Genomic DNA, 14,349 nt, shown 5'->3' on the forward strand with positions numbered 1-14,349 from the left:
CAGTGAATTCTAGAAGCTTTTCTAGCAAAAATAAATTAATTGGAAAAGTTTTTGAAAAAGTTGAAATTATTTTATGTTTCTGACAATATATTAGGTGAGAGGGTTTCTATAAAAATATTGTTATTCCGACATAAAATAACGATTTTTGTAGATAGTTCTCATTAATTTGTGTAAAGGGGAGAAGTAAAATGGTTTATGCATTTCCAAACACTGAAGGATCGGTAGTTCAATTCAAAGAGAAATATGATAATTATATTGGTGGCGAATGGACACCTCCAACGAAGGGTCAGTACTTTGATAACGTTACTCCTGTTACTGGACAAGTTTTTACACAAGTAGCACGTTCCACAGCTGAGGATATTGAACTTGCTCTAGATGCAGCACATGCTGCTAAAGATGCATGGGGCAAAACATCACCGACAGAACGCGCAAACATTTTACTTAAAATCGCGGACCGCATCGAACAAAATTTAGAAAAACTAGCCGTTGCCGAAACATGGGATAACGGGAAAGCGGTACGTGAAACATTAAATGCAGATATCCCTCTTGCAATTGATCATTTCCGTTATTTTGCTGGAGCATTACGTGCTCAAGAAGGCTCAGTAAGCCAAATTGATAACGATACAGTTGCTTATCACTTCCATGAGCCAATAGGGGTAGTTGGTCAAATCATTCCTTGGAACTTCCCGCTATTAATGGCAGTATGGAAGCTTGCGCCGGCACTTGCAGCTGGTAACTGTGTTGTATTAAAACCTGCAGAACAAACACCGGCATCTATTATGGTGCTTGTAGAATTAATAGAAGATTTATTACCGCCAGGTGTTATTAATATTGTGAATGGATTTGGCTTAGAAGCAGGGAAACCGCTTGCATCTAATCCACGTATAGGGAAGATTGCCTTTACGGGGGAGACGACAACTGGCCGTCTAATTATGCAATATGCTTCTCAAAACCTTATCCCAGTTACATTAGAGTTGGGTGGTAAATCACCAAATATCTTCTTTGAAGATATTATGGATAAAGATGATGCCTTTTTAGATAAAGCAGTTGAAGGCTTCGTATTATTTGCACTAAACCAAGGGGAAGTATGTACATGTCCTTCTCGAGCATTAATTCAGGAGTCTATTTACGATAAATTTATGGAACGTGTATTACAGCGAGTTGAAGCCATTAAAGTTGGCAATCCACTTGATCCAAATACGATGATGGGTGCTCAGGCTTCAAGCGAGCAAATGGAAAAAATCCTTTCTTATTTAGATATTGGTAAGCAAGAAGGAGCAGAATGTTTAATTGGTGGAGAGAAAAATAATGTAGGTGAAGGCTTCGAAAACGGCTACTACATCAAACCAACTGTCTTCAAAGGACATAATAAAATGCGTATTTTCCAAGAGGAAATTTTTGGCCCAGTTGTTGCAGTAACTACGTTTAAGACGAAAGAGGAAGCACTCGAAATTGCGAATGATACATTATATGGCTTAGGTTCAGGTGTTTGGACAAGAGATATTAATACAGCTTACCGTTTTGGTCGTGAAATTCAGGCAGGCCGTGTTTGGACAAACTGTTACCATGCTTATCCTGCACATGCTGCATTCGGTGGCTACAAAATGTCAGGTGTTGGTCGTGAAAACCATAAAATGATGCTTGCTCATTACCAACAAACGAAAAACTTATTAGTTAGCTACAGCGAAGATAAACTTGGTTTCTTCTAATTTGTAGGGAGGTGCATGAGCGTGGTTGAACGTGTATTAGCTACGACAGAAGCGCTGGCACTAATCGAACTTTTAAAAGAGAAACATGGACCTGTTATGTTTCATCAATCAGGAGGATGCTGTGATGGCTCCTCACCTATGTGCTATCCAGAGGGTGATTTACTTTTAGGTGATCAGGATGTTTGTCTTGGAGAAATTGGTGGTTCTCCTTTCTACATGCACAAAAATCAGTATGATTACTGGAAGCATACACAAATCATACTGGATGTGGTGGATGGAAGAGGTGGTATGTTCTCGCTTGAGGGCGTAGAAGGAAGACGTTTTCTAACAAGGTCAAGAGCCTTCACACCAGAAGAGTTACAGGAGCTAGGGTTAATTTAACAAATATGTTACAGCGGCAAAGAATTCTGCCGCTGTTTTTTATCTTGATTCAAAGATTAACGAGGCTAAATTGTGTTTAATTTTTATGGAAAAGAGTATGTAAATCAATATTATGTGATGAATTTCTTAATAATAAAAATAGTTTTAATCGATCCTTTAAGGTCATAGTAAATAATAGTTTCCTGGTGGTTTTTCCTATCATCGTCAATCCCCCTTTTTATAGTTACTAATATTTCCTATTAAAACAAATAAATTAAGTAACATACATTAAATTAAGTTTACTTTTTATGTTAATTGTTACAAAGCGTGTGAATCTTTCTCACAATATGTAACGTAAAATGAGTAAAGGAGTGTGCTAAATATGGATTACGTGATGATTGAAAATACATTTACCAATACAGTAGAGGAAGTATCCAAAGCTGCGGGCTGGACAGTGGACCGTAAAATTATATTAGCTATTGCTAGTACATTTGTTGCGTCAGGGAAAACGTTTGATACAGCGAAGTATAAAAGTGTATTGCAAGAGATGAAGAAGCAGTCGTCGTGGATGTCTCCTTTACGATCAACAGTTGGATACAGCATTGCTGCTAATTTAATGGAACAAGAAAATGTTGAAAAGGCCGTAAAGGATTTATTAACAAATGTGAGTATCTTAAGGGACGCGAAATTTAGAAGCGGCAATTTTAGCTATATCGGAGCACAATTTTTGACAGAGGATGAAAAGGATAAAAAAGCACATGCACAGGCAGCTAGATCTTTGTTCGATGCAATCCGTAAACACCATCCATTTTTAACATCTTATGAAGATATTCCTTATGCAGTATTGCTAAGTAGCTCCAATGACGATGGTGAGTTACGTGCAGAAACAATGAATCGCTACTATAAAGAATTACGTACCTATAATTTTAACGCTGGTAATGAGCTTCAATGGCTATCGCAAGTATTAACTTTTTTATCACCTCAATTTGATGGTCAACTAGTACCAAATGTTGTGATGCTAAGAGATACGCTCAAAAAGCAAAATATTAAGGTCAGGGCTATGCACTATCCTTTACTTGGTTTTTTGGCCATACTAAATCTTAATAAAACACAACTACAAGATATCATTGATCTTCATCATGAATTAAAGGATTTGAAATTATTAAAATGGCACCGCGAATTTGTCCTGTTTATGGCTGTACAAATTGCCATTTACGACATGGCGAAGGTGCAAAAATCTCTATCCATGACCATTATGTCTTCCATTGAATTATTAATTCAAGCACAGCAAGCTGCGATGATGGCAGCGGTTAGTGCAGCCGCCATTGCTTCTAGTTCAAGTTCTTCGTGATAGAATAAGAAGGAACATATTATTTGGAGGTGCATTCAAGGATGAAGGAAACAAAACTGTGGATTAATGGTCAGTGGCAAGATACAGAGAAAAGCTATGAGCTAACATCTCCATATAGTGGTGAGGTTATTGCTCATATAGCAAAAGCATCGATTCAAGATGTAGAAAGAGCGATCGAAGGCGCACAGCAGGCATTCCAATTGTTTAAAAAAACAACAGCCTACGAGCGTGCCGAAATATTATATAAAGTCGTTGATATAATGCGACAACGTAAAGATGAATTGGCCGAGATTTTAGCATTAGAGGCAGGAAAACCGATAACAGCTGGAATAGCAGAAATCGACCGCACCATTGCAACTTATCAATTTGCAGCAGAGGGCGCAAAACAGGCAAAGGGTGAAACTGTGCCGATGGATGCAGCACCTGGAGCAGGGGATCGTATAGGGTGGACAAAGCGCGAACCGTTGGGCGTTATTTCTGCCATTACACCGTTTAATTTTCCATTCAATTTAGTAGCACATAAATTAGGCCCGGCTTTCGCAGTGGGTAATACGGTAGTGTTAAAGCCAGCAACGCAAACACCATTAAGTGCTATTGTCATGGCTGATATTTTTCGTGAAGCAGGATTACCGGACGGAGCGCTACAGATTGTGACAGGAAGTGGTGGTGAGCTTAGTGATACACTTGTTACACATCCTTATGTCAAAAAGGTAACATTTACAGGTAGTGGTAAAGTAGGTTTGAAAATTAAGGAAAAAATAGGCCTGCGTAAAATAACATTAGAGCTAGGTTCTAATGCAGCGGTAATTGTCGAACCATCGACGCCAATCGATAAAATTATTAGTCGCTGTGTGAGCGGGGCCTTTAATTTTGCGGGACAAGTATGTATTTCATTACAACGTATTTATGTCCATTCTTCTATAGTTGATGAGTTTACTAAAGCATTTGTTGCAGAAACTGAAAAACTTATAGTAGGAGATCCATTAGATAAAAATACCGATGTTAGTGCGATGATTAATCCGAATGAAGTTGTAAGAATTAGGGATTGGATTAAGGAAGCTCAGGAACAAGGTGCAGTGATTGCAACTGGTGGTGTGTTTACAGAACGTTCTTTAACACCGACCGTTATGACGAATGTCACTGCTGATATGAAAATTGTTTGTCAGGAAACATTCGCACCAATCGTCTCAATTGTTTCATATGAAACATTAGACGACGCGATTCGACTTGTGAACGAGTCGGACCTTGGTTTAAATGCAGGTATTTACACGAATATATTATCCGACGCCCTTTATGCAGCAGACGAATTGCAAGCTGGTGCTGTCATTATTAATGATATTCCGACATTCAGGATAGATAACATGCCATATGGTGGAGTGAAAATGAGTGGTTATGGACGTGAAGGAATTAAGTGGGCAATTGAAGAAATGACAGATATGAAATTTATTTCGATGAAAAAGTCATTCTAGATTTGCATCAGCTCTTTTTCTGCGATACGATGACGACAGAACATACATGAAGGGAAGTTGCATGAATTATGCCAAACAACGCTGTACCTATGAGCCAATCACGTACGGTTCAATCGCGTCTCGTATTACCCCCAGACACTAATAATCACAATTCTATATTTGGCGGAAGAGTGTTAGCTTATATTGATGAAATCGCTGCTATTACAGCAATGAAACATGCTAAGGGACTTGTAGTTACGGCTTCTATCGATTCGGTTGATTTTTTATCAGCCGCACATGTAGGAGATATTCTTGAAATCGAGAGCATTGTTTCGTCTACAGGACGTTCTTCAATGGAGGTTTATGTTCGCGTTGTTTCTCGCAATATTGAGACTGGTGAGGAAAAATTAACGACAGAATCATTTGTTACGATGGTTGCGGTAGATGAGAAAGGGAAACCAGTACCGGTTCCTGCGATTTACCCTGAAACAGATGAGGAAAAGCGTTTATTCGAAACAGGGCCAGCAAGACGAGAGCACCGTAAACAAAAACGTGCATTGCCACACTAAGTACAAGGGGAGCTCCACTATTAAAATAGTGAGGCTCCCTTTGTTATTTTACATATTTAGTTCGTTGACGACATTAATGAGCGAGTCAGAAGATGAAGAAACAAGGGTAGCACCTTGTGATAATTCAGTAATTAAATTAGAGATGGCTGAAATATCTCTAGATGTATTGACATATTGCTGTTGAATCCCTGCAACAGCATCTGCAATATCATTAAATGACTTGGATAAATTCTCTTGTGTATTGACACTATGCTGAATTTTTTGATCAACGTTGATAACAGAACTAGCCATGGTTGTAATATTACTTTCTGTTTCTTTAATGAGGTGAGAAACATTCTGCACGGCATTTTTTGTTTCCTCAGCAAGCTTACGTACTTCCTCGGCTACTACTGCGAATCCTTTACCGTGTTCTCCAGCCCGAGCAGCCTCTATCGATGCATTTAACGCTAATAAATTTGTTTGATCAGCAATGCCTGTAACAAGTCCAACAATCTCAGATATTTTTTGAGAAGAGGTACGTAGCTGATTCATCGTTACCTCAAGACTGTTAACACTTTGCAATATAACTTGGATTAAATCATTTTGTTCTTTAAGCTGCTGTTGACCACGTCTTGATTTTTCTTGAGTATCTGCAACGAAGCTCAACCCTTGTTTGGTCGCGACAGCAATATCATCAGTTTGTGAGGAAATTACTAGTAGTGAAGCGGCTGTTTCTTCACTAATCGCATTAAGCTCCTCTGCAGTACTTTGAATGGTCGTAACAAGTGCATTTTTTGTTGCATCGGCAGCTGTACGAATACGTTCTTCTTCTTTTTCATAGGCCTCAATTACAAGTTGTTGCTCAAAATTAATGATTTTACAAAAAGCGTTTATGGCACGAATAGCATCCTTTTTTGAAAGATCTACTTCATTCACAAAATTTGTGAAGGTAGAAGTGAGTGATTGGAATGATGCAATATACCATTTTGATTGTAACCCAATACGCACATGAGCCTCAGCAATTGCTTTTCTTTCGGCAATATAGGCATCATCAATATGACTTTCAAAAATATCACTTAAATGTTTATGTAATGTAATTTTTAAACGATCAATATGCGAAGTTCTATTAATAATATCAAGTAAATCTTGGCTCAAACTAATGGCTGCATAAAATTGCTCCACCATTGCAGGGATTAAGTCCTTTGCTAAAGGTTGTAGTTGCTTAATAATCGCTAAATCCTCAATCGTTAAGTTTAAAAGTTGTAACTGTTTTTGGAGATTTGGATGATTCAATACATCTAGTTTTACATCGCTCTTAAAAATTTCTGGTGTTAATGAAATTGAGTAGCTAGAACTGCTTTTTTTTGAAAACCAACTCATTATTGTTTGCTCCATTCTTAATATCCATAATAAATTGAAAGTAAAAAGTACTTTTGAAATGTTTGTTTTGTAAATTTGATAAATAATTGGTACTAAATCTATTTTACTATTAATTGCTGAATATTTGGATAAAATTTTGGATATTTCTTTATTTTTTTACTTTATTATCAGACCGTTTTGTGGCAAAGTACATTTGAATTTAAATGAGGAAACCTGTAAAATACGAACTGTTTAAACAGCTACTAATTGTTCGTAAAAAAGAAATAGAGGAGGTATTGCATGGAGAAAAAACGTTTTAAATTTGTTATTCCAGTCATGGTTATTGTCGCAATTGGTTCCATTTACATGTTACGAAACTATTATGCTGAGGTACCAGATGTTGAGCAATTATTAATTGCTGTATGTGCAACTTTAGGGTCTGGGGTATTAGCATACTTCTTATTCCCGCAACAAGGGGAAAATAAAATTGATGATCGTGGGCCGTATTAACAATAGATAAATAGCACTGCTCGTTTTTTCCAAAAAAAACGAGCAGTTTTTTGTCCTTATGGTTTAAAAAGTTTAAACCAGCCTTTATGTTTAAAGATAGCAAGCATAAAGATAACGATAATAATCATGATGCCAAGTACAATAAAATAGCTATATTGACCGTGAAGTTCAGGCATATTATCGAAATTCATCCCATAGACGCCAGCAATAAAAGTTAGCGGTATAAAGATGGTCGACACAATCGTTAAAGTCATCATAATACCATTCATACGACTTGAACTCATGGCCATATAACTATCGCGCATATCTGCTGTAAGTTCTCGATTGGATTCAACCATCTCTGTTAATTTAAGTAAATGGTCGTAGATATCTCCAAAATAAGCTCGTTCTGATTTATTTAATGAAAATCGATAAGAATTAAGCACCCGATATAAAAGGTCACGCATTGGTAAAATGGTACGTCTTAAGTCAAGCAAATCGCTTCGAAATTCGAAGACAATCTTCATAGCATTTACATTGCTTTGGTATGTAAGCTCGCCTTCTAGTGCATTTAAATGATCCTCAATTTTATAAACAAGAGGGAAATAACTATCAACGATTTTATCAATAGTTTGATACGTTAGGTAAACAGTGCCACGTTCCCAATTCTTTGGCTGGTTTTCCAAAAGTTTTTGAACCCTCTCTATTTCGGGTACAGGGTTCTTATGGAATGTCACAATATATTTATTAGAGGCAAAGATATTTACCTCTTCCGCTCCTAATGTCTCTTCGTTTAATCGATGAATAACAAAAAAATGAAAATCATCGTAAAAATCGAGCTTTGGACGCTGTAAGCGCATTAAGCAATCTTCAATAGCTAGCGGGTGGAAATGAAAAAATGAATCCAGCAAGGATTCCTCCTCTGCAGTAGGACAGTTAAAATCAACCCAATACCATTCAAACTCTTGCTGATGTATAGTTTCCAAAGGGAAATCTTTTAGTAGTTGTTGTTTTTTTGTAATGCCAATGGTGCTTATCACAGCTTTCACCTCAAAGTTATTACTACAAAATATTTATTTAATGCTCCTCTTTAAAGCATACCCATCCACCAAACAAAGTAGTGGCAAAAAATCTACTAGGTTTTATAAAACCCGCTTTCTGTAACAATGTCACAATATCTTCTTCTCGCATAAAGGAAAGGGAGCGAATGGATTTTTCCATTTCTGCTACATCGGATACCGAAAGCTTTGTATGTTGTAACCAATAGGAACGCCATAAATCAAATTGAAGCTCTGTTTCGATCGAACCGGGTTCACCATATTTTGAGACAAGGACAAAGGGGGCACCGGGTTTTAAATGTTTTGCTATTTCTTTCAATGTCGATAGCTTATCCTCATAATCCTGAATAAAATGAAGGACGAGTACTAGGCTGGCTGCATCATAATTTTCAGTAGATAACTGAGTATCTAGTATTGTTCCTTGATGGTATGACATCCTATTGGTTAGTGATTTTAAACGTTCTTTAGCTATTTTGAGCATGGATTCTGAGGGATCAATGCCAGTAAATGACCAAAAGGGTCTGCCTTCTGCAAGTTGTAAAATCTCGTTGCCGCTTCCTGAACCTACGATTAAAATCTCAGCCTTTTCAGGCAATGTAGAATGATAAAAGGTTTGTATTAAACGAAGCATTGCATCATAGCTTGGTAAAGTACGACGAATACCTTTTTCATATTCATTTGCTAAAGTATTGTTAAATTCCATCATGCATCACTGCCTTCCAAAAAAATTTTTAAAAATCCAATTCAATGTGAAACTATTACGGGTATAGTTCCGTAAATAGAAGTACATAAAACATAAACAAAGGATAAGAAAGGGTTGATATATATGGAGAGTAAATGGTCTAAAGTAATCATACACGCTAGTGCATTTTTTGCGCCATGGTTAGTACCCATTATTTTCTTCTTAATTAGTTCTGATGAGGAAGTGAAAGCAATTTCCATTCAAGCATTGCTATTCCAAATCGTTATGGGAGTTTTAATTGCTATTTCTGTTGTTTTAAGCTTTGTCCTTATTGGATTACCGTTTTTACTTATTTTCGGCATTATGCTATTTGTTGTACCGATTATCGGTATCGTTAAAGCACTGTCTGATGAACCTTGGCGTTATCCAATAGTTGGACGTTGGGTATAAATTTTATAAACGCAAGTATATGCTAGTTGCATATGCTTGCGTTTTTTCTATGGCTAATAAGGGTACATTAAGTGTATGAGGAAATAGAAAACCGAACAGATATGATAAAAAAAGAGCTAGTTTCAAGAGCATAAAATAGCCAATTTCAGTACTTTTCATTTTCTATGGGCGAAATCATTGCAATTATTTTCAAGCGTTTTGTATAATATACTCAAAGAAAGTCAAAGATAGTCAAAGTCAGTGAAGCAAGCGAGGTGTATTCCTAAAATGCGTAATATATCAGACATCATAGAAGGTTACTTAAAGCAAGTACTTGAATTAGGTGGAGAAGGGCATATTGAAATTAAACGTAGTGAGATTGCTGATAAATTTCAATGTGTCCCATCACAAATAAATTATGTCATTAATACAAGATTTACTGCCGAGCGAGGTTACCTTGTTGAGAGCAAACGTGGTGGTGGTGGATACATTCGAATTTTACGTGTCCGCGCGAATTCACAGATTGATTTAATCGATGATGTTCTCAGGCAAATTGAAGGTGGAGCCTCACAAACGATGGCAGAGGATTTAATATATCGGCTTATCGATGAGCAGGTAATTTCAAAACGAGAAGCGAAATTAATGTTAGCAGCAATTGATCGCTCAACGATCGATTTACATCTCCCTCTAAGAGATACCATTCGATCAAAAATATTGCGAGCGATGCTGACAACAATCAAATATGAACAGCAAAAATAGTGAGGTGATGGGAATGATATGCGAACATTGTAAACAACGTAATGCAACAGTTACAGTAACACAAGTTCAAAATGGGCAAAAGGTGGAGCACCATTATTGTGACGTCTGCGCCTCACAGTTCCATCCATTTCATGCAGAATTTAAACAAGAGCCAGTTTCTATACAACAGTTATTATCAAACTGGTTTGGCTCACCAACGTGGCAAAAGGTTGGAGAAAAACAACAAGTACAACCACAACAGCAAACATGCCCACAATGTGGATTTTCGTATAAACAATTTTTAAAAGAAGGGAAATTTGGATGCCCAAGCTGTTATGACACATTTAGTGAGCATTTACCAAAGCTCTTTAATCGCATCCAGGCAGGACCCCAACACATCGGAAAAATGCCTGGCGCTCGCAGTAATGTGTATGTAATTAAAAAGCAAATTGAGGATATTCGTAAGCGTATGAAATCGGCTGTTGATGAAGAACAATTTGAAGAGGCGGCTAAGCTTCGAGATGAAGTCAAAGAGTTAGAGAAGCAGCTGCAATTTGAAGGTGGTGATGTGACATGATGATTGAATCATTTTTAGAGCGTGCGACGCCATCTTGGATGCATATCGAGGATGATTATTCAGATATTGTCATTAGTACACGTATTCGCCTTGCTCGAAATTTAGATGGTTATCGTTTTCCGCTGGCATTCTCAGAGAATGAAGCATTGCAAGTGGAGCAGGCAGTTACACATGCAGTAAGTGATAGCCCAACGCTTCAAAATGATTATGCTTATTTTGCTATAAAGGATTTAACACCTTTGCAGCGTCAAATTCTTGTCGAAAAGCACTTAATTAGTCCGCAATTAGCTAAAAAAGAACAAGTGGGCTCTATCCTACTTTCTGAAGATGAATCCGTTAGCATTATGGTGAATGAAGAAGATCATTTGCGCATTCAATGTATGACAGCAAGTTTTCAACTTCAAAGTGCTTATGAACAAGCAAATAAAATTGATCGTATTCTAGAGAAGGTATTACCTTACGCCTTCCGAGATACATTTGGCTATTTAACAAGTTGTCCGACGAATATTGGTACGGGTCTCCGAGCATCCGTCATGATGCATTTACCTGCCCTAACCTTAACGGGACAAATGAATCAAATTATTAACGCTATGACACGCTTAGGCATGACTGTAAGAGGTATATACGGAGAAGGCAGCGAAAATTTAGGCAATGTTTATCAAGTGTCTAACCAAATTACTCTTGGTAAGACAGAAGAGGACATTTTAGCAGATATCCAAAGTGTCGCTGAAAAGATTATTCAGAAAGAACGACATGCAAGAAGTAAATTGATGGAAAAAGCGGAGCTTGCTCTAGAAGATAGAGTATATCGAGCTTTAGGTACTCTAACTCATGCGAGAATTTTAACAAGTGAGGAAGCAGCTACCTGTCTATCTAATGTTCGTCTAGGTGTGGATTTAGAGTTGATTGCAGGTATTCATGCAACAACGTTAAATGAGTGTGTTGTCAGTATGCAACCAGGTTTTTTACAGCACTATGCAGGCGAGGCACTGCCCCCTGCTGAACGAGATCGTGTACGAGCAGAAATGCTTCGTGAGGCGTTATCTCGAGAATATACGAATAAGCCTATAAATGGGGAAAAAGGAGAGGATTTATATGATGTTTAATCGTTTTACACAACGCGCGCAAAAAGTATTACAGCTTGCTCAAGAAGAGGCTATTCGTTGGAAGCACGAATCTATTGGCACAGAGCATATTCTATTAGGGCTTATACGTGAAGGCGGCGGTATTGCTGCAAAAGCGTTAGAAGCTATTGATATTAGTCCTCAAAGAATTGAAGCTGGTATTGAAGAGTTAGTTGGTAAGGGTAAAGAAGACGTTGGCCCAATTGTTCATTATACGCCAAGAGCTAAGAAAGTAATTGAACTATCAGTTGACGAATCACGTAAATTAGGTCACTCATATATCGGCACAGAGCATTTGCTACTAGCCCTTATTCGTGAAGGAGAAGGGGTGGCAGCTCGTGTCCTAAATAACGCCGGTGTCGGTTTAAATAAAGCACGTCAACAAGTACTATTGCTACTAGGTAATAACGATAATGCACAATCTGGACAACAAGCAGCACAAGCTGCCAATACTCCAACATTAGATAGCCTAGCACGTGATTTAACACAAATTGCACGTGAAGGTACATTAGACCCTGTTATTGGTCGAAGTAAGGAAATTACACGTGTCATCGAGGTTTTATCACGTCGTACTAAAAATAACCCTGTATTGATTGGTGAGCCTGGTGTTGGTAAAACAGCTATTGCGGAGGGGCTAGCACAGCAAATTATAAATAACGAAGTGCCTGAAATCCTTCGTGACAAGCGAGTGATGACGCTCGATATGGGAACTGTCGTTGCTGGTACAAAATATCGTGGTGAATTTGAGGACCGTTTGAAAAAGGTAATGGATGAAATTCGCCAAGCTGGTAATATTATTTTATTTATCGATGAATTGCATACATTAATCGGTGCTGGTGGTGCAGAAGGTGCGATTGATGCATCCAATATTTTAAAACCATCTTTAGCACGAGGCGAGCTTCAATGTATTGGGGCAACTACGCTTGATGAATACCGTAAATATATTGAAAAGGATGCAGCATTAGAGCGTCGTTTCCAACCAATTCAAGTGGATGAACCAACAGTAGAAGAAGCGATTCAAATTATTCAAGGTTTACGTGATCGTTATGAAGCACATCACCGCGTAAAAATAACAGATGAAGCAATCGAAGCAGCTGCAAAAATGAGTGACAGATATATTTCTGACCGCTTCTTGCCAGATAAAGCGATTGACTTAATTGATGAGGCTGGTTCTAAAGTACGCTTACGTTCATTTGCAGTGCCACCAAACCTAAAGGCACTTGAAGATAAGCTTGAAAATGTTCGCTCGGAAAAAAATGCAGCCGTATCGGGCCAAGAGTTTGAAAAGGCAGCATCTCTAAGAGACACAGAGCAAAAGCTGAAAGATGAAATTGAAGCTACTCGGAAAAATTGGAAAGAAGAGCAAGGCAAAGCCGAATCAAAAGTGACTGTGGATGATGTTGCAGCAGTAGTATCGATGTGGACAGGAATCCCGGTAGCTAAAATTGCTTCCGAAGAATCATCGAAGTTGTTACAACTCGAAGAGGAATTACACAAACGTGTTGTTGGGCAAGGAGAAGCGGTAGAGGCCATTTCCCGTGCAATCCGCCGTGCAAGAGCAGGCTTAAAAGATCCAAAACGACCAATCGGTTCATTTATCTTCTTAGGACCTACAGGTGTTGGTAAAACAGAGCTTGCAAGAGCGCTTGCTGAAGTAATGTTTGGTGATGAAGATGCTATGATACGTGTCGATATGTCTGAATACATGGAGAAACATTCGACTTCACGCCTAGTAGGTTCACCTCCAGGCTATGTAGGCTTCGATGATGGTGGTCAACTGACTGAAAAAGTTCGTCGTAAACCTTATTCAGTAGTATTATTAGATGAAATTGAAAAAGCACACCCTGATGTGTTCAATATTCTTCTGCAAGTTCTTGAAGATGGTCGTTTAACAGACTCTAAGGGGCGTGTTGTAGACTTCCGCAATACAGTGGTTATTATGACATCTAACGTTGGTGCTGATGCTTTAAAATATCAAAAGAGCCTTGGTTTCAATGTAGGCGGTGCGGCATCTAAACATAAAGACATGAAGGGTACAATGCTAGAAGAATTGAAAAAAGCATTCCGCCCAGAGTTCTTAAACCGTATCGATGAAATGATTGTCTTCCACTCATTAGAAAAAGAGCATTTAAAAGAGATCATTGCAATGATGGGCAATGCATTAACGAAACGCTTAAAAGAGCAAGATATTTCGTTAGAGCTAACAGATGCAGCCCTTGAGAAAATTGCAGAGGAAGGCTATGACCCTCAATACGGTGCGCGTCCACTACGCCGTGCATTACAAAAACAAGTAGAGGATCGATTATCCGAAGAATTGCTTAAAGGTAACGTAGAAAAGGGTAATCAAGTAGTCATTGATTATGTAAATGATGAATTTGTTGTGAAGAAAAAAGAGGGAGTTTCTATCTCTAAATAATTTCATGTAAAGACAGCGAGGCTTTAGGTGCCAAGCTGTCTTTTTTTCTGTACAATTGATG

At 38.0% G+C, this 14,349-nt stretch carries 14 protein-coding genes and 1 pseudogene; 11 read left to right on the forward strand and 4 right to left on the reverse strand.

Annotated elements, in window-relative coordinates; translation table 11 throughout:
- Positions 1-188 precede the first annotated feature (188 nt).
- From adh to ABC382_RS15835, 5 genes are all read left to right on the forward strand, one after another.
- Positions 189-1,709, forward strand: coding sequence for an aldehyde dehydrogenase (gene adh, locus ABC382_RS15815; protein ID WP_322611863.1), 1,521 nt, complete (start codon positions 189-191; stop codon positions 1,707-1,709).
- A 21-nt stretch (positions 1,710-1,730) separates the two neighbouring features.
- Complete coding sequence (locus tag ABC382_RS15820) at positions 1,731-2,090, forward strand: DUF779 domain-containing protein (protein WP_322611862.1); 360 nt, start codon at positions 1,731-1,733, stop codon at positions 2,088-2,090.
- A gap of 361 nt (positions 2,091-2,451) precedes the next feature.
- On the forward strand, positions 2,452-3,420 hold the full coding sequence (locus ABC382_RS15825) for a DUF4003 family protein (protein WP_274794988.1): 969 nt from the start codon (positions 2,452-2,454) through the stop codon (positions 3,418-3,420).
- Between the two features lie 41 nt (positions 3,421-3,461).
- Positions 3,462-4,889, forward strand: a complete 1,428-nt coding sequence (locus tag ABC382_RS15830) for an aldehyde dehydrogenase family protein (RefSeq protein ID WP_322611861.1) — start codon at positions 3,462-3,464, stop codon at positions 4,887-4,889.
- 68 nt (positions 4,890-4,957) lie between these two features.
- Positions 4,958-5,437 (forward strand): acyl-CoA thioesterase, encoded by a 480-nt coding sequence (locus ABC382_RS15835; RefSeq protein ID WP_274794986.1) that lies wholly within the window; start codon positions 4,958-4,960, stop codon positions 5,435-5,437.
- Positions 5,438-5,485: 48 nt separating this feature from the next.
- On the opposite strand, the gene ABC382_RS15840 is transcribed toward ABC382_RS15835, so the two are convergent.
- Both ABC382_RS15840 and ABC382_RS15845 read right to left on the reverse strand, forming a co-directional pair.
- On the reverse strand, positions 5,486-6,082 hold the full coding sequence (locus ABC382_RS15840) for a methyl-accepting chemotaxis protein (protein WP_396631746.1): 597 nt from the start codon (positions 6,080-6,082) through the stop codon (positions 5,486-5,488).
- Positions 6,083-6,250: 168 nt separating this feature from the next.
- Positions 6,251-6,811: pseudogene (locus ABC382_RS15845) on the reverse strand (protoglobin domain-containing protein); the annotation flags it as partial.
- 264 nt (positions 6,812-7,075) lie between these two features.
- On the opposite strand from ABC382_RS15845, the gene ABC382_RS15850 reads away from it, so the two are divergent.
- Positions 7,076-7,285: a hypothetical protein gene (locus tag ABC382_RS15850; protein WP_274794984.1), complete on the forward strand. Its 210-nt coding sequence runs from the start codon at positions 7,076-7,078 to the stop codon at positions 7,283-7,285.
- 56 nt (positions 7,286-7,341) lie between these two features.
- On the opposite strand, the gene corA is transcribed toward ABC382_RS15850, so the two are convergent.
- Both corA and ABC382_RS15860 read right to left on the reverse strand, forming a co-directional pair.
- Positions 7,342-8,304: a magnesium/cobalt transporter CorA gene (corA, locus tag ABC382_RS15855; RefSeq protein WP_274794983.1), complete on the reverse strand. Its 963-nt coding sequence runs from the start codon at positions 8,302-8,304 to the stop codon at positions 7,342-7,344.
- Between the two features lie 37 nt (positions 8,305-8,341).
- Positions 8,342-9,028, reverse strand: a complete 687-nt coding sequence (locus tag ABC382_RS15860) for a class I SAM-dependent methyltransferase (protein ID WP_312506401.1) — start codon at positions 9,026-9,028, stop codon at positions 8,342-8,344.
- A 120-nt stretch (positions 9,029-9,148) separates the two neighbouring features.
- On the opposite strand from ABC382_RS15860, the gene ABC382_RS15865 reads away from it, so the two are divergent.
- The 5 genes from ABC382_RS15865 to ABC382_RS15885 all read left to right on the forward strand — a co-directional run bounded on the left by ABC382_RS15865 (position 9,149) and on the right by ABC382_RS15885 (position 14,288).
- The gene (locus tag ABC382_RS15865; protein ID WP_274794981.1) at positions 9,149-9,454 is read left to right on the forward strand and encodes a DUF4870 domain-containing protein; all 306 of its coding nucleotides are present in this window, start codon (positions 9,149-9,151) and stop codon (positions 9,452-9,454) included.
- Positions 9,455-9,721: 267 nt separating this feature from the next.
- Positions 9,722-10,192, forward strand: coding sequence for a CtsR family transcriptional regulator (locus ABC382_RS15870; protein ID WP_274794980.1), 471 nt, complete (start codon positions 9,722-9,724; stop codon positions 10,190-10,192).
- A gap of 13 nt (positions 10,193-10,205) precedes the next feature.
- Positions 10,206-10,748 carry a UvrB/UvrC motif-containing protein gene (locus ABC382_RS15875; RefSeq protein WP_274794979.1) on the forward strand — a complete coding sequence of 181 codons (543 nt, stop codon included), beginning with the start codon at positions 10,206-10,208 and terminating at the stop codon, positions 10,746-10,748.
- Positions 10,745-11,854, forward strand: coding sequence for a protein-arginine kinase McsB (mcsB, locus tag ABC382_RS15880; RefSeq protein ID WP_274794978.1), 1,110 nt, complete (start codon positions 10,745-10,747; stop codon positions 11,852-11,854). Before ABC382_RS15875 ends, mcsB begins: the two co-directional genes overlap by 4 nt.
- Positions 11,844-14,288, forward strand: coding sequence for an ATP-dependent Clp protease ATP-binding subunit (locus ABC382_RS15885; RefSeq protein WP_274794977.1), 2,445 nt, complete (start codon positions 11,844-11,846; stop codon positions 14,286-14,288). The genes mcsB and ABC382_RS15885 overlap by 11 nt, the downstream gene beginning before the upstream one ends.
- The last annotated feature ends 61 nt before the right edge of the window (positions 14,289-14,349 follow it).

Source organism: Lysinibacillus phoenicis, assembly GCF_047238325.1.
Lineage (GTDB): Bacteria > Bacillota > Bacilli > Bacillales_A > Planococcaceae > Lysinibacillus > Lysinibacillus irui.